Annotated in this window: 17 protein-coding genes; 11 read left to right on the plus strand and 6 right to left on the minus strand. The window is 70.9% G+C overall.

Features of this window, described 5'->3' with window-relative positions:
- Positions 1–173 precede the first annotated feature (173 nt).
- Entirely contained in the window at positions 174–734 is a 561-nt protein-coding gene (locus tag ACQEXA_RS45490) for an inositol oxygenase family protein (protein WP_432925044.1), read from the minus strand.
- 473 nt (positions 735–1,207) lie between these two features.
- Between ACQEXA_RS45490 and ACQEXA_RS45495 the strand changes: the two genes are divergently transcribed.
- From ACQEXA_RS45495 to ACQEXA_RS45505, 3 genes are all read left to right on the plus strand, one after another.
- The gene (locus ACQEXA_RS45495) at positions 1,208–1,384 is read left to right on the plus strand and encodes a hypothetical protein (RefSeq protein ID WP_359391458.1); all 177 of its coding nucleotides are present in this window, start codon (positions 1,208–1,210) and stop codon (positions 1,382–1,384) included.
- 54 nt (positions 1,385–1,438) lie between these two features.
- Positions 1,439–1,921, plus strand: coding sequence for a GNAT family N-acetyltransferase (locus ACQEXA_RS45500; protein WP_359391459.1), 483 nt, complete (start codon positions 1,439–1,441; stop codon positions 1,919–1,921).
- 145 nt (positions 1,922–2,066) lie between these two features.
- The gene (locus ACQEXA_RS45505) at positions 2,067–3,590 is read left to right on the plus strand and encodes an FAD-dependent oxidoreductase (RefSeq protein WP_432925042.1); all 1,524 of its coding nucleotides are present in this window, start codon (positions 2,067–2,069) and stop codon (positions 3,588–3,590) included.
- Between the two features lie 137 nt (positions 3,591–3,727).
- On the opposite strand, the gene ACQEXA_RS45510 is transcribed toward ACQEXA_RS45505, so the two are convergent.
- The 4 genes from ACQEXA_RS45510 to ACQEXA_RS45525 form a co-directional block, all read right to left on the minus strand.
- Positions 3,728–4,102: a TraR/DksA family transcriptional regulator gene (locus ACQEXA_RS45510; RefSeq protein WP_432925040.1), complete on the minus strand. Its 375-nt coding sequence runs from the start codon at positions 4,100–4,102 to the stop codon at positions 3,728–3,730.
- A 63-nt stretch (positions 4,103–4,165) separates the two neighbouring features.
- Positions 4,166–5,353, minus strand: a complete 1,188-nt coding sequence (locus tag ACQEXA_RS45515) for an alcohol dehydrogenase catalytic domain-containing protein (RefSeq protein WP_432925038.1) — start codon at positions 5,351–5,353, stop codon at positions 4,166–4,168.
- A gap of 95 nt (positions 5,354–5,448) precedes the next feature.
- Positions 5,449–5,622, minus strand: coding sequence for a hypothetical protein (locus tag ACQEXA_RS45520; RefSeq protein WP_432925037.1), 174 nt, complete (start codon positions 5,620–5,622; stop codon positions 5,449–5,451).
- Between the two features lie 286 nt (positions 5,623–5,908).
- On the minus strand, positions 5,909–7,252 hold the full coding sequence (locus ACQEXA_RS45525) for an amidase (RefSeq protein ID WP_433132841.1): 1,344 nt from the start codon (positions 7,250–7,252) through the stop codon (positions 5,909–5,911).
- Between the two features lie 236 nt (positions 7,253–7,488).
- On the opposite strand from ACQEXA_RS45525, the gene ACQEXA_RS45530 reads away from it, so the two are divergent.
- Positions 7,489–8,448, plus strand: coding sequence for a hypothetical protein (locus ACQEXA_RS45530; protein WP_432925033.1), 960 nt, complete (start codon positions 7,489–7,491; stop codon positions 8,446–8,448).
- Complete coding sequence (locus ACQEXA_RS45535) at positions 8,445–9,836, plus strand: alpha-L-fucosidase (protein ID WP_432925031.1); 1,392 nt, start codon at positions 8,445–8,447, stop codon at positions 9,834–9,836. Before ACQEXA_RS45530 ends, ACQEXA_RS45535 begins: the two co-directional genes overlap by 4 nt.
- A gap of 139 nt (positions 9,837–9,975) precedes the next feature.
- Here ACQEXA_RS45535 and ACQEXA_RS45540 read toward each other — a convergent pair whose 3' ends face one another.
- Positions 9,976–11,055 carry a LacI family DNA-binding transcriptional regulator gene (locus tag ACQEXA_RS45540; RefSeq protein WP_432925029.1) on the minus strand — a complete coding sequence of 360 codons (1,080 nt, stop codon included), beginning with the start codon at positions 11,053–11,055 and terminating at the stop codon, positions 9,976–9,978.
- Between the two features lie 215 nt (positions 11,056–11,270).
- On the opposite strand from ACQEXA_RS45540, the gene ACQEXA_RS45545 reads away from it, so the two are divergent.
- Genes ACQEXA_RS45545 through ACQEXA_RS45570 form a run of 6 tightly spaced genes read left to right on the plus strand, consistent with a single transcriptional unit; the run spans position 11,271 to position 20,753 of the window.
- The gene (locus tag ACQEXA_RS45545) at positions 11,271–12,566 is read left to right on the plus strand and encodes an ABC transporter substrate-binding protein (RefSeq protein ID WP_433132843.1); all 1,296 of its coding nucleotides are present in this window, start codon (positions 11,271–11,273) and stop codon (positions 12,564–12,566) included.
- A 6-nt stretch (positions 12,567–12,572) separates the two neighbouring features.
- Positions 12,573–13,466: a carbohydrate ABC transporter permease gene (locus tag ACQEXA_RS45550; protein ID WP_433132845.1), complete on the plus strand. Its 894-nt coding sequence runs from the start codon at positions 12,573–12,575 to the stop codon at positions 13,464–13,466.
- The gene (locus ACQEXA_RS45555) at positions 13,463–14,374 is read left to right on the plus strand and encodes a carbohydrate ABC transporter permease (RefSeq protein WP_432925023.1); all 912 of its coding nucleotides are present in this window, start codon (positions 13,463–13,465) and stop codon (positions 14,372–14,374) included. The genes ACQEXA_RS45550 and ACQEXA_RS45555 overlap by 4 nt, the downstream gene beginning before the upstream one ends.
- A 36-nt stretch (positions 14,375–14,410) precedes the next feature.
- Positions 14,411–15,643 carry a glycoside hydrolase 5 family protein gene (locus ACQEXA_RS45560; RefSeq protein ID WP_433132847.1) on the plus strand — a complete coding sequence of 411 codons (1,233 nt, stop codon included), beginning with the start codon at positions 14,411–14,413 and terminating at the stop codon, positions 15,641–15,643.
- 40 nt (positions 15,644–15,683) lie between these two features.
- Positions 15,684–17,705, plus strand: coding sequence for an endo-beta-N-acetylglucosaminidase (locus tag ACQEXA_RS45565; RefSeq protein ID WP_432925019.1), 2,022 nt, complete (start codon positions 15,684–15,686; stop codon positions 17,703–17,705).
- A gap of 30 nt (positions 17,706–17,735) precedes the next feature.
- The gene (locus tag ACQEXA_RS45570) at positions 17,736–20,753 is read left to right on the plus strand and encodes an alpha-mannosidase (protein ID WP_432925017.1); all 3,018 of its coding nucleotides are present in this window, start codon (positions 17,736–17,738) and stop codon (positions 20,751–20,753) included.
- The last annotated feature ends 113 nt before the right edge of the window (positions 20,754–20,866 follow it).

The raw sequence follows: 20,866 nt of genomic DNA on the forward strand, positions 1-20,866 counted from the left end.
CGCTCCACGCAGCCGATTAGGCCGACGGCAGCGTGTCGCACCCTGTCCGGTGGGGTGACTCGCCCCGGGCCGCCGCGCGCTCCACAGAAGTGCCTGCCTGGGCTCGGGAGCCCAGCGCGCGGCGTGTCGGCGCGCTTCTCAGTACACGGCCGTCAATCGGGCCGTGCTCGTCCTCAGTCCACGGCCCCCAGCCGGGCGTGCCGGGCCGCCACCAGCTCCAGTACCGTCCGCCAGTCCTCCATCACCCCGGCGTCCAGGCCCGTCACCTTGGCCGCGTCGTCCGCCTGACGCAGGGTGACCGCGTCCTCCGCCAGTGGGTCGTGTTCGAACGCCATCGCCTTTGCACGCGACATGGGTCCGCCCTGCCGGGCCATGGTGAGCGCACTCTGCGGGGACAGCCCGCGCCCCGGCGAGACCGTGGCCAGATAGCGCTTGGCGGCCACATGCAGGCGTACCAGGCGGGAGACACGCTCGCCGAGCAGCGTCCGTACCGCGTCGGCCGCGTGGTCCGCGTGCCCGGCGTCGTCGCCCGGCCGCAGGAGGTGGCCTATGTCGTGCACCAGACCCGCCACCTGGAGTTCCTTGTCGGCGGGGTGACTCCGGCGCAGCAGTGCGGCGGTCTGCAGGGCGTGGTCGTGAAGATCGACCGGGTCGCCACTGCGATCCGGCGTGTCCCACGCACCCCGGCAGGCGTGCAGCAGATCCATCAGCTCCTCGACGCTGCGCAGCTCCATGCGTCAGTCCTCCCGCGAGAAAAGCCGTTGCCGGACTGCAGCAGATCATGGCGAGCTTGCGACGCGGCCAACGGGACTTGAACTGAGCACGGTCCGTACACTTGCCGTACCGGTGAGCAGTTCGAGGATTGCGCCGAATGGGTGGATTGCAAAAGGGACGATTGCCATCCAATCGCCCGAGAACGCGGCCGAATGGGTGCCGGATGACCCAAGACAGTTACCTGGTTGTTTCAGCCCCATCGAGCGGACGTCCGCTCATTTGGTTAATCTGGACGGTGCGGACAGCCATTGGGGAGCTACCCACACCCCACGGTCCGCCCCGGGACAAGCCGATCACCATGGCCTGCTCTCGTACGAGTAGCCGGCGCCACCGCGTCCGAACAGTTCTTGACTCAGACCCGAGCGGACGCCGAGAGCACAGGCCGACTGGGCCGGTACGTCCCAAGGGTTACCCGACACATAAGGAGTGCGCGGTGACACCGGAGAAGATGAATCACGATCAGCGCCCCAAGGAACGCGGGGAGCGCGGGGGCAGGCGAACAGAGAAGAAGCTCGGCAGCCTGGACGTGTGGGCCCGCTCGGCCCCCATCAGACTGGCCGGTTACGAGGACGACCTGGCCGAACCCCACATCCTGCCGAGCGTGGACTGAGCTCGCTGGATCCGTCGTGATCGCTGACAGCATGGGCGTGCCAGACTCGCGCCCATGCTGATCAGACAAGCCGCGGCCGACGACTGGCCGCGGATCTGGCCTTTCTGGCACCGGATCGTCGCCGCGGGCGAGACCTACACCTGGGACCCGGACACCACCGAGGACGCGGCCCGCGCCCTGTGGATGGCGCCGGGCAAGGACGTGTACGTGGCGGAGGACGACAGTGGGGCGGTCGTGGGCTCCGCCTACGTCACGCCCAACTACGCGGGCCCCGCCGCCCGCATCGCCAACGCGGGCTTCATGGTCGACCCGGACCGCGCGGGCCGCGGCGTCGGGCGTGCCCTCGCCGAACACGTCCTGACCGTCGCGAGGGCCGAGGGCTACCGCGGCATGGTGTTCAACGCGGTCGTGGAGACGAACCCCGCGGTACGGCTGTGGGAGTCCCTCGGCTTCACGATCCTCGGCACCGTTCCCGAGGCGTACGAGCATCCCCGGTTCGGCAGGGTGGGGCTGCACATCATGTACCGGGCGCTCTGAGGGCGATACGCATGCCGAGCGGGAGGCGCCTCGCGCATCGGACACGCCGTGGCGCCCGTGAGTGCGTCGACGTGCTGTTCACCCGTTCGGCGCTGCCCTGACGCGGTCCGCGCATCGGAGATCCGCTTCGGGGAACCCGGCCCCCGTGAGTGAGCACACCGGCAGGCAGGCGTCGTACTGGATCGAGACGGCGCCCGGAACGCCGCGACCGGCCCTCACGGAGGACATCACCGTCGACGTGGCCGTGGTCGGAGGCGGTATGGCGGGTCTCAGCACCGCCTGGGAAGTGGCGCGGGCCGGCCGCAGCGTCGCCGTGCTGGATGCCGGCGGTCTCGCCGCCGGCGTCACCGGTCACACCACGGCGAAGCTCACCGCCCTGCACTCCCTCGTGTACCAGCGCCTGCGCCGCACCCGCGGCATCGAAGGCGCGGCGCTGTACGGCCGGTCCCAGACGGAGGCGATCCGCAGAGCGGCCGAACTCGTCGACGAGCTCGGCATCGATTGCGACTGGGAGGACGCGCCGGCCTTCACCTATGCGCTCGATCAGGAACGCGTTCCGCAGCTGCGCGCCGAGGCGGAGGCCGCGCGCGAGGCGGGGCTGGCCGCCGACTTCGTCACCGAAACCGAACTGCCTTTCCCCGTGGCGGGCGCCGTCAGGGCGGCCGATCAGGCGCAGTTCCATCCGCGCACATACCTGCTCGCACTCGCCGAGGCGCTGGAGCGCCACGGCGGACAGCTGTACGAAGGGACCCGTGTGGTCGCTCTGCACGAGGGCGAACCCTGCCGCCTGCGCACCGAGGCCGGGCACACGGTGACCGCGCGGGACGTGGTGGTGGCCACGCACTGTCCGGTCTTCGACCGCGCGATGCTCTTCGCACGCCTCTCCCCGCGCCGCGAGGTCGTGCTGACAGCGCCGATCGACACCGGGCGCGCCCCCCGGGGCATGTACCTCACGCCTGAGGAGAACACGCGCTCGCTCCGGACCGCCCCTTACCGGGACGGCGCACGTCTGCTGATCCTCACCAGTGAACACTTCACACCCGGAACGACGGACAGCGAGGAGCACTTCGCACGGCTGGCCGACTGGGCGACCGAGCACTTCGGGCCGCTCGACTTCACCTACCGCTGGGCCACCCAGGACAACGACTCGACGGACACGGTGCCCCTGGTGGGGCCCCTGCACGCGGCGAGCCGCCACACCTATGTGGCCACCGGCTTCGGTGGCTGGGGGCTCAGCGGGGGCATCATGGCGGGACTGCTGCTGTCCGCCCTGATACAGGGGCGGGAGCCGCCGTGGACGAAGCTCTACGACCCGCGGCGTGTGGGCTCGGTCGTGCGGGAGGCGCCCGCCTTCCTCAGGCACCAGGCACAGGTCGCCCAGCACTTCGTGGCGGACCGGCTGCCGCCGCTGACCGGACCGTCGGCCGACGAAATCGCGCCGGGCGAGGGCGCGGTCACGCGCATCGGTGCCCATGTGTGTGCCGTCTCCCGCGACGAGGGCGGAAGGCTGCACGCGCTGTCGGCGCGCTGCACCCACCTGGGCTGCCTGGTCGCCTTCAGCCGTGCGGAACAGGCCTGGGAGTGCCCCTGCCACGGCTCGCGCTTCGGACTCGACGGACGTGTCCTGCAGGGCCCGGCCACCCGCCCCCTGGAGCCGCGGGACGTCTGAGAGCCCGTCTCGTGCCGACGGGCGGACAGGCCCCGGCGAAGGCTGGGGGAAGCTCATGGCGCCGCTACTCCTCCATGGAAGTGACGGCGCGATCGCCTCGGCTGCCCGTCGGCGGGCCCGACGGAGTCAATCCGCCGTCAGGCCCCTCCGGCCCGCGCCCCCGCCCCGGCCCGGGCGCAGTCGATGCACACCTGCGTGTGCGGTACCGCCAGCAGCCGGTCCCGGTCGATCACGGCACCACAGGCCGTGCACCGGCCGAAGCCGGGCGTGCCCACCAGGTGCAGGGCGGCGAGCACCCGCTCCAGCATCGTCCGGGCGCGGTCGGCGTCCGCGCGCAGAGCCTCGAACGCGGTCACCCGCGCGCCCACGTCGGCCGCGTCGAGGTCACAGTCCGTGTACAGCGCGGGCATCTTCGCCTCGGCCGCCGAGAGCTCCACGCGCAGCGTGTCCGCCTCGGCGGTGAGCCGGTCGGCGATCTCTCTGAGGTCGTGATCCGACAGCGTGGTGGGCATGGGTGCTCCAGCTGGGTAGTGGGTTCCCGCGCGATCGGGGACGGACGCGCACGGGGCGGGTCGTCAGGGCTTGAGGAGGGTCTTGACCATCCCGTCCTCCTTGGCCTGGAACATCGCGTAGGCCTTGGGACCGTCCTCCAGCGGTACGGCGTGGGTCTTGAAGCCGTCCACGCCGAGCGGATCGTCGTCCGTGAGCAGCGGAAGGATCCGGTCCACCCAGTTCCAGACGTTCGCCTGGCCCATGCGCACCTGGATGTGCTTGTCGAACATCGTCAGCAGCGGCATCGGGCTCGCGGCCCCGCCGTACACCCCCGAGACGGACAGTGTGCCCCCGCGCCGCACCAGGTCGACGGCCGTGTGCAGGGCCCCGAGCCGGTCCACACCGGCGTGTTCCATCAGGGGCTGCGCCATGGCGTCGGGCAGGTGGCCGGTCAGCCACTGGGCCGCCTTGGCGAACGGCGCCCCGTGCGCCTCCATGCCGACGGCGTCGATCACGGCGTCCGCGCCCCGCCCGCCGGTGAGGTCCCGTACGGCCTCGGTGAGGTCGCTTCCTCCGTGCCGCCGGAGGTCGAAGCAGGTGACGCCGTTCGCCGCCGCGCGTTCCAGGCGCTCGTCGACCAGGTCCACCCCGATGACCGGTCCGGCGCCGCGGTGCCGGGCGATCCGGGTGCACATGTCGCCTATGGGACCGAGTCCCAGGACGACCAGGCTCCCGCCCTCAGGCAGCGCCGCGTACTCCACCGCCTGCCAGGCGGTGGGCAGGACATCGGACAGGTACACATAACGGTCGTCCGGCGGGCCCTCGGGCACCTTGATGGGCAGCTTGTTGCCGAACGGCACCCGCATGAACTCCGCCTGGCCGCCCGGCACCTGTCCGTACAGCTTCGTGTACCCGAACAGCGCGGCGCCCGTTCCGCGCTCCTTGACCTGCGTCGTCTCGCACTGCGAGTGCAGACCCTGATCGCACATGAAGCAGTCACGGCAGGAGACGTTGAACGGGATGACCACACGGTCTCCCGGCGCGAGCGCGTGCACCTGCGGTCCGACTTCCTCGACGACGCCCATGGGCTCATGGCCCAGGATGTCGCCCGGGTCGAGATAGGGGCCCAGAAGCTCGTACAGATGAAGGTCCGAACCGCAGATCCCGCTCGACGTGATCCGCACGATGATGTCGTCGGGCTTCTCGATCCGGGGGTCGGGGACGGTCTCCACCCGCACGTCCCGCCGGCCCTGCCAGGTCAGTGCTCGCATCCTGATGCTCCCGCTCCTCAGGTCTGGCGTGCCGGGATCGGCACCGGCCCTCCGAGTCCCCTGGCGCACCGGTTCGACACACCCCAGGTGGTCCGTCAGTCCTCGCCCCTGACGATGTTCCAGTCCGGGCCACGGCAGATCTCGGGGGCCGGCGCGTTCCCGACAGCCGGAACGCAGGTGCGAGGGCTTCCCTCCTGCTGGTCGCGGGACTGCGCCCAGCCCGACTCGGTCGGGTGGTCGACGGGTTTCTCACTCAGGTATGCACTCACGAACCTTCATCTTCCTTCCCTCCGATGGCGGCGGGGCTGCGCCGCCATCGCTCCGTCCGGCTTTCCGGTCGAGTCCCCACCGGCGGCGATCGGAAACAGCGCTGGTGCGGCCCGCGCCGCCTCCGGCGCCGATGCGAGGCGGCCGGCACCGCGCGATCTAGGGAGGAGCGGAGGAAGAGGAGATGGCCCGCCGGCGCCGCAGCCGCGGTTCTGCGCAACGTCACTTGGAGCGCATGCGGGATGTGCGGCCATGCGCGAACGGCAGCGCCCGGCGCGGGGGCCCGGTCTAACTCAGCGGCGCCGTACGCTGCCAGGGGTGCAGCGCCTCCAACTGTGCGGCCACATCAAGGAGTTCGGCTTCCGAACCGGGCCGCCCGACCAGCTGTACGGCGCAGGGCGCGCCGCTCGGAAGTGCGCCGAAGGGGACCGCCATGGCGGGCCAGCCCGTGAGGTTCCAGGGAGGCGTCATGGGGGAGTACTGCGTGTTGGCCAGCACGTTGCGCAGCCAGCCCCGCTCGTGCCAGGGCTCCGCTGCCGGACCCCGGCGGGCGAGCGCGGGAGTGAGCAGCACATCGTGAGCAGCGAAGAACGGCTCCAGGGCACGGCGCAGCTGCTCGCGGCGGTCGCCGGATCGCACGCGCTCCACGAAGCGGCGGCCCACCGCCGCGTGCACCCGGGTACGCCGGGCCAGCCGCCGTATGTCGAGGTCCTCCGCGTCGACCGCGGTCCCCGCCGTCCAGTGCGCCAGTGACGTCGTGCCGAGCCACCAGGGGTACGGCGGGTCGGCCGGCCGGACCTCGTGCCCCGCCCTCGCAAGCAGCGAGGCCGCCGCGCGTGTCGCGTCCGCGTAGGGCCGGCTCACGGTCACGCCGAGCAGGGGACTGCGGAGCGAGAGCGCGATCGTGTGGGTACCGTTCCGCGGCTTGCCCGTGCCCTGTGTGCCCGCCAGGATGTCGAACATCAGCCGTGCGTCCTCGACCGTCGTCGCCAGCGGGCCGTTCTCGGACATGCCGAACCAGTCTCCGTTGCCGATGCCCGCCGGGACCGTGCCGTGGCCGGGTTTGAGGGTGACAAGTCCGCAGTTGGCGGCCGGGATGCGCAGCGAGCCCATCCCGTCGTTGCCGAGCGCGATCGGCACCATGCCGGCGGCCACCGCCGCAGCGCTGCCGCCGGAGGAGCCGCCCGCCGTACGGGAGGTGTCCCAGGGGTTGCGGGCGGTCCCGTGCACCCCTTCCGTGGTGCCGAACACGCACAGTTCGGGCACGTTGGTCAGGCCCACGACGACCGCGCCCGCCGCGCGCAGCCGGGCCACCGTGACGTGGTCGTCGTCCGCGGGTGTGTCCGGGGTCGCGGCCGAGCCGTTGCGGGTGGACTCGCCGCGTACGGCCAGATTGTCCTTGACGGCCACCGGCACGCCGGCCAGGGGCAGTTGGGCCAGATCGGCGCGGGCGGCCACCTCGTCGGCCTCGGCGAGCGCGGCCTGCGCGCGTAGCCGGCGGAAGGCGCCTACCCGGCCGTCGAGCTGTTCTATCCGGGCCAGGTGCTCGGCCACCACCTCGTGCGGCGTGGCGCGCTTCTCGCGTACGGCGGCGGCGATCTCGGCGGCGGTCCGGCCGGCCCAGGTGGTCACGGGCGCTCCCTGTCGGTCCTCGGCGTGGTGGATGGGGGAACTTACTGGCGAGTTCGAGGAGCACTGTGCACTGCCGGGCGGTACCGCGTCGAGAGTCTGGCGGGACTCGTCGCCGTCACGGTCGGCACGCCACGCGGGAACATCCGATCACTGCCTCAAATCCCGTCGCTGCAGGCCCCATTGACAGTCTTCCGCGGCAGTTCAATCATCAGACATCCGATGAATTGGAGGCGCTCATGAGCACATATCCAAGACGTCAGGTTCTCGGTGCCGCCGCACTGGCTGCCGCCGGCGCCACCGTCGCCCTCTCGGCTTCGCCCGCCGCCGCGCGGTCCGGCGGAGCCGCAGCCCCCGGGCCCGAATGGGCGCAGGTCCCCGCACCCGTTCCCGTCCCCCTCGACGCCCAGTTCGACAACGATGGCATCGACACCGCCTCCGCCCGCGGCGGCGACTTCGACGGCTCCGGCTACACCTTCCCCGGCGAGGAACTCCCCACCGGGAGCGTGGACGTGGACGGCGTCTCCTTCGTCCTCGCGTCCTCCGCCGCGGGCGCCCGGAACAATGTGGTGGCCCTCGGCCAGCGCATCGACCTGCCCAAGGGCCGTTACCTGTCGGCGCTGTTCCTCACCGCGGGCAGTTACGGCAACGCCTCCGGTACGGCGACCGTGCACTACGCGGACGGCTCCACCACGACCGCCGGTCTGGGCGGCAGCGACTGGTACAGCGGGGGCGGCCCGCTCTCAGTCCCGTACCGGTACACACCGGACGGCACCAAGGACATGCACCCTGTGGGCCTCGGCACGGCCGAGGTCTGGATGGACCCGCAGCGCGAAGCGGTCGCCCTGACGCTGCCCGCCACCAACCCCGCCGAGGCCGGCAGGACGTCCCTGCACATCTTCGCGCTCTCCCTGCAACCCGCCGCCCAGGGACGGGCGCTGGCCCTGCGCGACGCATACTCGACCTCTTCGCTCCTGGAGTCCAGCGGTGCCCAGAGCGTCGAGGCGACCGTGGTCAACGCGGGCACTCTGCCCGTCCTCGCCGGCGACGACGTGGCCGTGAGCGTGGACATACCCGGTGCCGCACCGTCGAGCCGGCCCGGATCAGACGACTCGACCCCGGCGAACAGGCCCGGGTCCGCATCGGCATCCGCAACCGCGCCGGCACCACGCCGGGCACGGCACACAGCGGTACGGTGACCCTCCACGGCCGAGGGCAGCGCGTCACCTCCGCCACCCGTGAACTGACCCTCGGGGTGCCCGACTACCGGCCCACCGGCGCGTCGCTCGCCGGCCACCAGGCGCCGTACTGGTTCCACCGCGCGAAGTTCGGCATCTTCATCCACTGGGGCGTCTACTCCGTGCCCGCCTGGTCGCCGGTCGGCGCGCAGTACGCCGAGTGGTACTGGAACCACATGCAGAGCCCAGACAACGCGGTGTACGCGTACCACGCGCAGACCTACGGCAAGGACTTCGCCTACGACGACTTCATCCCCATGTTCACGGCGGAGAGGTTCGACCCGCGGGCCTGGGTGGAGCTGTTCCGGGACGCGGGGGCGCAGTACCACGTGCTGACGTCGAAGCACCACGAGGGCTTCGCCCTGTGGGACACGAAGGTCTCCGACCGCAACGCCGTGAAGATGGGCCCGCGACGTGACCTGGTCCGCGAGCTCTTCGACGCGTCCCGGAAGTACACGCCCGAGCTGCACCGCGGCCTGTACTTCTCGATGCCGGAGTGGTTCAACCCCGACAACCCGTGGACGGGCCACGGCCCGCGCAATCCGTACACCCTGGAGCCGCTCCCGTACACCGGATACACCGCGGGCAATGACTATGTGAAGGACTACCAGGCCCAGCAGATGCTGGAGCTGATCCACGGCTACGACCCGGCCGTCCTGTGGTGCGACATCGCCGGCGCCAACGACAGCCTTACCGTCCTCGCCGAGTTCTTCAACCACGGCAAGAACCGGCCCAAGCCGTACGAGGTGGCCGTCAACGACCGCTCGGGCATCGCCTTCCACGACTTCACGACCCCCGAGTACACGACGTACGACAACACCGTCGTCGCCAAGTGGGAGGCGAGCCGGGGCCTCGATCCCTTCAGCTACGGCTACAACAAGGCGACCCCCGACGACCGCTACATGACGGCCGAGGAGGTCGTGCGGAGTCTGGTCGACATCGTGTCGAAGAACGGCAACTTCCTCCTCGACATCGGCCCGCGCGCCGACGGCACCATTCCGGAGATCATGCAGACCCGGCTCCGCGAGACCGGCCGCTGGCTGCGGACCAACGGCGAGGCGATCTACGACACGACCTACTGGTCGCGCATGGCGCAGCTCGGCGAGGATCTGCGCTTCACGGTCCGGGAGAACGAGGCGTTCTACATCCACTCGCTGACGGAACCGGGCAGCACCCTGACCATCGAGGCACCGGTGCCGGTCCGCAGCGGCGACAAGGTGACCATGCTCGGCCACGACCGGCCACTGACCTGGACCACACGGGCCGGCTCCCTGGTGATCGACGTACCGGAGGCGGCCCGGAAGGCGGGCCGGTACGTCTGGGTCTTCAAGGTGGAGTGGCAAGGCTGAGCAGGAAGGGTCGTGGGCGGCGAACCTCCTGACCGGGGTGCATCGCGGGGGCGCCAGGGCGGTCCGACAGGGGGGCGGGCGGGGTGACGGTCGTCCGGTCAGGGCGATCCCTGCCCCCTCCCACATCGCTCCGGCGACCTCATCCCGGGGATTCGCCGCCCTGGGGACGGGGACGGGATGCGAGCGCCGCCCCGGTGCTCTCCCGCTCGATCAGCCGCGGTACCGGCACCTGCACCGTGCGGGCCGGGCCCCCGTCCAGGAGCGCGGTCAGCTCACCCGCCGCCTTGCGGCCGAACTCCACCGTGTCACGCGAGAGCGCGGACAGCCACGGCTTGACCATGCGGCACAGCGCCGAGTCCTCCCACGAGATCACCGAGACGTCGGCCGGCACCGAGAATCCCAGTTCGACGGCGGCCGTGACCCCGGCGACGGCCATCACGTCGTTGTCGTAGACCAGCGCGGTCGGCGGCGCGTCGTCGGCCAGCACGCGGCGGGTGACGGCGGCGCCCTCCGCGTCCGAGTAGTCGGTGGTCACCGACCGCACTTCGGCGAGGCCCCGCCGCTCGGCCTCGGTGCGCAGCGTACGGATCCGGCGCTCGGTGTGCGCGAGTCCCGGAAGGCCCGCGATGTGCACGATCCTGCGATGGCCGAGCGCGTACAACTGGTCCACCACCGCGGCCATCGCTCCCGCGTCGTCGGCCCAGACCGTGGACAGTCCCGGATGGCGCGCGTCCGGCACTCCGCCGATCACCACGGCGGGCAGGCCCAGTTCGTCGAGCAGATCGGGGCGCGGGTCGTCCGTACGCGGATCCACCACCATCACGCCGTCCACCCGGTGCTCGGCCCACCAGCGCCGGTAGACGCCGCACTCCGCGTCCACGTCCTCCACCACCTGGAAGAGGAGGCCCAGGTGACGCTCCGCCAGTACTTCCTGGATTCCGGAGATCAGCTGGAGGAAGAAGGAGTCCACGCCGAGGGTGTCCGCCGGGCGCGCCACCACCAGGCCCACCGTGGCCGCGCCCTCGCCGGAAAGCTGACGCGCCGCCGTGCTCGGCCGCCAGCCCAGCTGCTCGGCGACCCGGCGCACCCGGTCGCGGGTGACCTCGGAGACGCCGGGGCGTCCGTTGAGCGCGAAGGAGACGGCGCTCTCGGAGACTCCCGCGCGCTGCGCGATGTCCTTCATGGTCGGACGGCGTGCGGGGGACCGCTTGGCGGGCACGGCGGCCCCTTTCTGTGAGTGGACTAATGCGCTTGAGTACCAAGACTCTAAAGCGCATTAGTAGCGTGAGCAAGTATCTTTCGGCAGCGCCTCTGACCTGAACTAATGAACGGGGAATTTCATTAGCTGAGGCAAATCCATTGACTTCTCTCGAACGTGCCGTGCATGGTCGCTGGCGACACCAGCCGCCGACGCCCCAAGGGAGTCGTGTCATCGTGCCCACTCCGTCCCGCAGAACATTCGCCGTCGCTGCCCTCGCCGCTCTCGTCCTGCCGCTGAGCGCCTGCGGCTCCTCGGACGACGGCAGCGGATCCACCGACGCATCCGGCAAGGTCGAGGGAGACATCACCTTCCAGACCTGGAACCTGCGCGCCAACTTCAAGTCCTACTTCGACGGCCTGATCGCCGACTTCGAGAAGAAGTACCCCGGCACCCACGTGAAGTGGATCGACCAGCCCGCCGAGGGGTACGCCGACAAGCTCAGCGCGGACGCGGCGGGCGGGACCCTGCCCGACGTCGTCAACGTCTCGCCCGACCTGCTCGCCCCCATCGTCAAGGCCGGACTCGCCCTCGACCTGGACAAGGCGGCCGCCAAGTACCGGCCCGAGTACCTCGACGGGGCCTGGACGGGACAGCAGACACCGGGCGTGACCGGTACCTACGCCTTCCCCTGGTACCTGAACACCGGGCCGCTGTTCTACAACAAGAACCTCTTCAAGAAGGCCGGACTCGACCCGGACACGCCCCCGAGGACGTACGACGAACTCTTCGCCGACGCCCTGCAGATGGCGAAGAAGAGCAACGGCAAGGTCGCCACCCTGGCCAACGTGCCCACCATCGAGGACTTCGGCCGATACGGCGTCGAGCTCATGGACAAGCAGGGCACGGGCTTCGCCTTCAACGACGCGAAGGGCATCGAACTCCTCACCAAGTACAAGGAGCTGTACGACGCCAAGGCGCTCGACCCGCAGGCCCTGACCGCCACCCCCGAGTCCTCCGGCAAGAAGTTCCTCACCGATGCCGTCGCCATGAACCCGGGCAGCGCGCTGGACCTCGAGAACTTCAAGAAGCAGGCGCCCAACCTGTACAAGAACATCGGGATCACCGACCAGATCACCAGCACGGGCCACGTCAACATGTACGTGATGGGTGTGATGGTCAACTCCCGCACCAAGCACACCCCGGCCGCCGTCGCCTTCGCTCACTACGTGACCGACGCGCAGAACCAGATGTCGTTCGCGAAGAAGGTGGCCATCTTCCCGAGCACGGCCGGCTCCCTCGACGACCCGTATTTCACCAAGGAGGACGGCACGGACGAGACGCGGGTCAGGATCGCCGCCGCCAAGTCCCTGAAGAACGCGGTCAACTACACGCCCGTCCTGTTCAGCGACCAGATGAAGACCGGGCTGCGCAACGAGGTCGCCAAGGCGCTGCAGGGCAAGGAGAGCCCCAAGGCGGCCCTCGACAACGCTGTCAAGGCCTGCGACCAGCTCCTCCAGCAGCAGGGCTGAACCAGCATGGCCACTTCCACCGTGTCACGGGTGCGGCGCCAACTGCCCACCAGCCCCTGGCTCTTCGCAGCCCCGGGGCTGGTGGTGACCGGCGCCTTCATCCTCTATCCGTTCGTCTCCACCGTGGTGAACGCCTTCACCGACCGCCGCACCCTGATCCCGGGCCGGTTCGTGGGACTCGCCAACTTCCGCGAGCTGCTGCACGACGACATGTTCTGGATCGGCCTGCGCAACAGCGCGCTGTACGTTCTCCTGGTCGTCCCCGCGCTCGTCGTGCTGCCGCTGCTGCTGGCTCTGCTCGTGCAGAAGAACATCCCCGGTATCGCGTTCTTCCGCTCGGCGTTCTACACCCCGGTGGTCGCCTCCATCGTGGTGGTGGGCCTGATCTGGGTGTGGCTGCTGGACGAGCGCGGTCTGGTGAACTCGCTGCTGGAGACGATCGGGGTCGGCCGGGTCGGCTTCCTCAGCGACCAGTGGCTGCTCCTGCTGAGCGCCATGGCCGTCACGGTCTGGAAGGGCCTCGGCTACTACATGATCATCTATCTGGCCGCCCTCGCCAATGTGCCGCGTGAACTGCACGAGGCCGCGGCCGTGGACGGCGCGGGCGCGGTGCGGCGCTTCCTGACGGTCACCGTGCCCGCGCTCCGCTCCACCATGGTGCTGGTCGCCGCCCTCTCCTCGGTCGCCGCCTTCAAGGTGTTCTCCGAGGTGTACCTGATGGCCGGTCCCAGCGGCGGCCCGGCCGGCGAGGACACCACCCTGGTCATGCTCGTCCAGCGCACTGGCACCGGCCTCACGGGCCGGGTCGGCTATGCCTCCGCCATCTCGCTCGTCGTGTTCGTCGTCACCGTGGCGCTGATGCTGCTCGTCCTGCGCGCGGACCGGAGGGAGGACGCATGAGCGTCGTCGAGAAGGCACCGCCGGTCCCGGCTCCGGTCCCGGCCGCCGTACGCCGCGGACCGGTCACCGACGAGCACGGCCGCCGCATCCGGGTGTGGGAACTGGTCCTCCGGTATGTGCTGCTGCTGGTCGTACTGGCCCTGACGGTCGGCCCGTTCCTGTGGCAGCTGTCCACCTCGCTCAAGGGCCCGACCGAGGACATCTTCAGCTCCCCGCCCTCCTTCCTGCCCGCCCATCCGACGCTGCACAACTACGCGCGCGTCTCGGACACCATCCCCGTGTGGGACTACGCCCTCAACTCCCTGAAGGTCGCCACCGCCAACGTGGTGACCAACTGTGTCGGTTCGGCCCTCGCGGGCTACGCGCTGGCCCGGCTGCGCTACCGGGGGCGCAGGGTCGCCACCCTCGTCTTCATCCTGGCGATGCTGGTCCCCGCCGAGAGCATCATCATCGCCCAGTTCACCACCATGCGGGAGCTCGACCTCAACAACACGCTGGTCGGCGTGGTCCTGCCGGGCAGCGTCGGCGCCATGAACGTGCTGCTGATGCGCAACGCCTTCCTCAACCTGCCGTTCGAGATCGAGGAGGCCGCGTTCGTCGACGGCGCCAACGCCTGGCAGCGGTTCGTCAGGATCGCGCTGCCTTCGGTCAAGGGGACCCTGGCCGTCGTCGCGATCTTCGCGTTCATGTTCTCCTGGGACGACTTCCTGTGGCCGTTGATCGTGCTGAGCGACCCGTCGAAGTTCACCCTGACCATCGGACTCAACTACCTGCACGGCACCTTCGCCAACGACGAGCGCCTCGTCGCCGCGGGTACCGTCATCGCGGTGGCGCCGCTCATGGTCCTCTTCGCCTGCCTGCAGCGCTACTTCTTCCGCGGCGTGGGCGAGGGCGCCGTCAAGGGCTGAACCTCCGTACGCGCACCACTGCTTGAAGGAATCCGCATGCCCCATGCCGTGCGCTTCGGCGTCAACTACACCCCGAGCGAGGGGTGGTTTCACCACTGGCTCGACTTCGACCTGGACTCCGTACGCGCCGACCTCGACTCGATCGCCGCACTGGGCCTGGACCACATCCGGGTCTTCCCGCTGTGGCCCTACTTCCAGCCCGACCGCACCCTGATCCGGCCCCGCGCCGTCGAACAGCTCGTCGCGCTCGCCGACGCGGCGGCCGAACGCGGACTCGACGTCAATGTGGACGGCCTGCAGGGGCACTTGTCGAGCTTCGACTTCCTGCCCGCCTGGACGCAGACCTGGCACCGGCGCAACATCTTCACCGATCCGGAGGTCGTCGAAGGCGAGGCCGCCTACCTGCGGACGCTCGCCGCGGCCCTGGCCGACCGGCCGAACTTCATCGGCATGACGATCGGCAACGAGGTCAACCAGTTCGCCGCGGGCCCGCATCCCAACCCGGACCGCATCACCGCCGAGCAGGCCGGACAGTGGCTGACCCGGTTGCTCGCCGCGTGCGCCGAGGGCGCCCCCGGCAAGCTGCATCTGCACGCCTCGTACGACGCCGCGTGGTACCAGGACGACCAGCCCTTCACCCCCGAGCACTCGGCGCGCCTCGGCGACCTCACCGCCGTGCACTCCTGGGTGTTCAACGGCACCGCCCAGCGCCACGGCCGCACCGGAACGGCCACCGAGCACCACGCGGCCTACCTCGTCGAGCTCTCCAAGGCCTGGGCGGACGACCCGCACCGTCCCGTATGGCTCCAGGAGGTCGGCGCGCCCGCCCCGCTGATCCCTCCTGAGCACGCGGCGGCCTTCACCGAGGCCACGGTGCGCAACGTCCTCGACTGCCCCGCCCTGTGGGGCGTCACCTGGTGGTGCTCGCACGACGTCAGCCGCGACCTCGCCGACTTTCCCGAACTCGAGTACGGACTGGGTCTGCTGACCAACGACCGGCGGCCCAAGCCCGCCGCGCGGACGCTCTCCCGGATCATCAAGGAGCAGCCGGCCTCCGAGCCCGCCGGCCGCACCACCGCGCTGGTCGTCGACACCACCCCGGGCCGCTCGGTCTGCGCCCCCGGCGGCCCGGTCTTCGAGGCCTTCGCCCGGCTGACCGCCGACGGCGCCCGCCCCACCACCGTTCTCGCGAGCCGCGCCGACGACGCAGAGCATCTCGCGGCCCGTGGCATCACCGACGTCGTCACCCCCGAACAGGTCACCGAGTAGCCCGTCCCCACACCGTCCCCACGACGAAACGGAGCGCACAGTGAACCTCAGCAGACGCACGGTCCTGCTCGCCGGAGCGGCAGCCGCGCTGACCCCCGCGCTGCCCGCACCCATCGCCTCCGCCGCGAACCGCGACCTGCAGCCGTACGCCTCCTACTGGTACCCGGACTCCCTGCCCGCCGGCACCCCGGAGCCCGGCATCACCTGGCGCAGCCTGAAGTCGTGGAGCGCCGCCACGGACACCGACCTGGCCTTCAACGCCGCCTCCGTGCCGCTCGCCGCCCGCTTCACCCCGGCCCCTGTGAACACCACCGCCCGCTCCGGCCAGGCCCGTATCCAGTCGCTCGTCTCCTTCGGACCCACCTCCTCCAACCCCTCCCAGGGCGCGCCGACCGCCGACTACTACGCCCTCACCCACTGGGCCTACCTTGACGAACTGGTCTTCTGGGGCGGCTCCGCCGGCGAGGGCCTGATCCTCGCGCCCAACGCGCCCATAGTCGACGCCGCGCACCGGCACGGCGTCCGCGTCCTCGGCACCGTATTCCTGCCGCCCGTCGCCTACGGCGGACAGCTCCAGTGGACGCGGGACCTGGTGCAGAAGGACGGCACGGGGCACTACTCGCTCGCCAAGCAGCTCGTCGCGGTCGCGCAGGCGTACGGCTTCGACGGCTGGTTCGTCAACGCCGAGACCGGCGGCGGGAACAGCGCGCTCGGCGCCGCCATGCTGGGCTTCGTCAAGGAGCTGAAGGCGCTCGGCACGGCCAAGGGGCTGCGCGTCACCTGGTACGACGCGATGACGGTGAACGGCACGGTTTCCTGGCAGGGCGCCCTCGACAGCCAGAACCAGGCGTTCTTCCAGTCCGCCGACTCGATGTTCGTCGACTTCGGATGGTCGCAGAGCTCGCTGGCGTCCTCGGGCACGCTGGCCGGGCAGCTCGGGCGCAGCCGCTATGAGCTGTGGGCGGGCGTCGACGTGGAGTCGGGTGGTACGAACACCTTCGTGAACTGGGACGCGATCGTGCCGGCCACGGCGGCGCAGGTGACGTCCATCGGCTTCTACCGGCCGGAGTGGACCCGCAACCACCTGCCCGCGACCCGCACCCCTGGTGACTTCCACACGGCCGACGACCTCTTCTGGACCGGCGCGTCCCTCGACCCGTCCAGGCCCGACACCACGGTGAACTGGCGCGCCCCGGCCGTGTCGGTCGCCGACCGCTCCACCGTCGGCGCGCTCCCGTTCGCGACCGTCTTCAACACCGGCCACGGAATGAAGTGGTACGAGAACGGCGAGGTCACCTCGGACACCCCGTGGAACCACCTGGGCCTCCAGGACCGGCTGCCGTCCCGCCGCTGGGTCGTCCGCACGAGCGGCACCCGCCCCTCCGTCGCCTTCGACTTCTCGGTCGCCTGGCGCGGCGGCAGCAGTCTGCTGATCTCCGGCGCTCTGGACGCACCCGCCACCCTGGACCTCTACGCGACCCGGCTGCCGATCCGTCCCGGGACGACCGTCGAGCTGACCCATCGGGCCGACGCGGGCGACGTCCGGGCCGAACTGGCCGTCGCCACCGCCGAGCCGGGCTCCCCAGGGCAGGCACCCTCGTACACCTACTTCCCGCTGGCCGCCGGCGACGGCTGGCAGACCACCACCGTGCCGCTGACCGGCCTGTCCGGTACCGTGCGCACGCTGGCGGTGCGCCTGACGGGCGACGGCGGCCCGGTGCGCTGGCGGCTCGGCGGCCTCGCGGTCCGGGACGCGGTGACGGCCCCGGCCGCCCCCGTCGGTCTGCGGGTCACCGATGCCGACGGCGGAAACCTGCGGTTCGCCTGGCGGGCCGCGCCCGCCGCCGTCCACCGGGCCGCCGCATCCGCCGGCCGCCACTACGAGCTGCACCGCGTCCTGCCCGACGGCACCCGCCGCTTCCTCGGCGGTACATGCCAGTCGGCGTACTACGTCGGCGGGCTCACGGCCGAGCAGGGCGAGAGCGTCGCGCGATTCGAACTGCGCGCGGTCGGGGAGCTCTACAACGTCTCGACCCCGGTCACGACCACCCACCACTGGTAACACCCGCACCCTCACCCCACGGAGCACCCCATGCATGACGACCGCACCCTGGTCGAAGCCCGCCTCAGGCGCGTCCTCGACGAGCGCATCCGCCCCGCCGTGTACCCCGAGTCCGTACCGCTCGAGGTGGCGGTGTGGCACGCGCCCGGCGAGCCCGTACCCGTCGCCGAGGGCCTGGCCGCCCCGAGCGAGCCGATCACGGTGGGCACACGCTGGGGCGCCCCGTGGGGCACGAGCTGGTTCCGGGTGACCGGCGCCGTTCCCGAGGCCTGGGCCGGCAGGACCGTCGAGGCCCTGCTCGACCTCGGGTTCGACGAGAACATGCCCGGCTTCCAGTGCGAGGGCCTCGTCTACCGGCCCGACGGCTCCCCGGTGAAGGGGCTCAACCCGCGCAACCAGTGGGTGCGGATCGGCTCCCCGGTCGAGGGCGGCGAGCGGGTCGAGCTGCACATCGAGGCGGCGTCCAACCCGGTCATCCTCGACTACCACCCCTTCCGGCCCACGCTCCTGGGAGACAAGGAGACCGCGGGCAGCGAGCCGCAGTACCGGCTGGAGCGCATGGATCTCGCCGTCTTCGACGAGACCGTGTGGCAGCTGGTGCTCGACCTGGAGGTGCTCGGCGAGCTGATGGCCGAGCTGCCGGTGGAGTCGGCGCGGCGCTGGGAGATCCTGCGCGCGGTCGAGCGGGCGCTGGACGCGGTCGACCTGCAGGACGTCGGCGGGTCGGCCGAGCGGGCCCGCGACCGGCTGGCCGGTGTGCTCTCGGTCCCCGCCGCCCCCTCCGCGCACCGCATCAGCGCCGTCGGGCACGCGCACATCGACTCGGCGTGGCTGTGGCCGCTGCGCGAGACGGTGCGCAAGGTGGCCCGTACGACGTCGAACATGACCGCGCTCATCGAGGACGAGCCGGAGTTCGTGTTCGCCATGTCGCAGGCACAGCAGTGGGCATGGGTGAAGGAGCACCGGCCCGAGGTGTGGGCGCGGGTGAAGAAGGCGGTCGCGGAGGGCCGGTTCGTGCCGGCGGGCGGTATGTGGGTGGAGTCCGACACCAACATGCCGGGATCCGAGGCGATGGCCCGTCAGTTCGTGCACGGAAAGCGCTTCTTCCTCGACGAGTTCGGCATCGAGAACGACGAGGCGTGGCTGCCCGACACCTTCGGCTTCGCCGCCGGGCTGCCGCAGATCATCAAGGCGGCGGGCTCCAAGTGGCTGCTCACGCAGAAGATCTCGTGGTCGCAGACCAACAAGTTCCCGCACCACACCTTCCTGTGGGAGGGCATCGACGGCACCCGGATCTTCACCCACTTCCCGCCCGTCGACACCTACAACTGCTCGATGAAGGGCAGCGAAATCGCCCACGCCGCACGCAACTTCAAGGACAAGGGAGTGGCCAGGCACTCCCTCGCGCCCACCGGCTGGGGCGACGGCGGGGGCGGCACCACGCGGGAGATGGTCGCGAAGGCGGCGCGCCTGCGCGACCTCGAGGGCTCGGCGACGGTGGTGTGGGAGACACCGGAGGCGTTCTTCAAGAAGGCGCAGGAGGAGTACCCGCACCCGCCGGTCTGGGTGGGCGAGCTGTACCTGGAACTGCATCGCGCCACGCTCACGAGCCAGACCAGGACCAAGCAGGGCAACCGGCGCAGCGAGCACCTGCTGCGGGAGGCCGAGCTGTGGGCGGCGACGGCGGCGGTGCGGACCGGATTCGCTTACCCCCACGAGGACTTGGACCGCATCTGGAAGACGGTCCTGCTGCACCAGTTCCACGACATCCTGCCCGGCTCGTCGATCGCCTGGGTGCACCGGGAGGCGCGGGCGACCTACGACAGGGTCGCCGGGGAACTGAACGGGATCATCGAGGCGGCGCAGCGGTCCCTGGCCGGTGAGGGCACGGTGCCGCTGGTATTCAACGCGGCCCCGCACACCCGCGCCGGGGTACCGGCCGGCGGCGCGGGCACACCCGCCGCCGCGGGCGAGGTGTCGCTGACGGCGCGGCCGGACGGCGGCTTCGTGCTGGACAACGGGCTGCTGCGGGTGGAGATCGACGCACGGGGACTGGTCGTCTCCGCGTACGACATCGAGGCCGAACGCGAGACGGTCGCACCCGGGCGGGCCGCGAACCTGCTGCAACTGCACCCCGACTTCCCGAACCAGTGGGACGCCTGGGACGTGGACGCCTTCTACCGGAACACGGTCACCGACCTGGTGGACGCGGATGAGATCGCCCCGGACGAGGACGGCGGGTCGGTCCGCGTCGTACGGTCCTTCGGTGCCTCCCGTGTCATCCAGGTGCTGTCCCTCGCACCGGGGGAGAGGCGGCTGGAGATCGACACCGAGGTCGACTGGCACGAGACGGAGAAGTTCCTGAAGATGGCGTTCCCCCTGGACGCCCACGCCGAACGGTACGCCTCGGAAACCCAGTTCGGGCACTTCTTCCGGCCCACGCACACCAACACCTCCTGGGAGGCGGCGAAGTTCGAGGCGTGCAACCACCGTTTCGTGCATCTGGAGGAGCCGGGCTGGGGGGTGGCCGTGGTGAACGACTCGACGTACGGCCACGACGTGACCCGGACGGTGCGGGAGACGGACTCCGGCACGACCACAACCGTCCGGGTCTCCCTGCTGCGCGCCCCGCGCTTCCCCGACCCGGAGACCGACCAGGGCCTCCACCGGTTCCGGCATGCGCTGGTGCCGGGCGCGTCGATCGGGGACGCGGTGCGCGAGGGCTGGCGGATCAACCTGCCGGAACGGCGGCTGACCGGCGCGGCCGAGGTGCCGCCGCTGGTGACGGTGGCTCAGGACGCGGTCGTGGTCACGGCCGTGAAGCTGGCCGACGACGGCAGCGGCGACGTCGTCGTACGGTTCCACGAGTCCCGCGGCGGCCGTACCCGGGCCACCCTCACCGCGGACTTCGACGTGGCGGCGGTGGTGGCGACGGACCTGCTGGAGCGGCCGCTCACCGACGCGCCCGTACCGCATCGCGAAGGCAGCCGGATCACGCTGCGGCTGCGCCCGTTCGAGCTGGTGACGCTGCGGCTGAAGCGGGCCTGAGGCGGACGTGGGGCACCGCGCGCCCGGCGCGCGGTGCCGCACCGGGAGCCGGGTGGGGGCCCCGCCGGGCGAACCACCCCTGCGGCCCGGCGCGTCGGTGCTACGACGAGGCG

Origin of the sequence: Streptomyces sp. CA-106110, from assembly GCF_050936285.1 — a bacterium.
Taxonomy (GTDB): Bacteria; Actinomycetota; Actinomycetes; order Streptomycetales; family Streptomycetaceae; genus Streptomyces.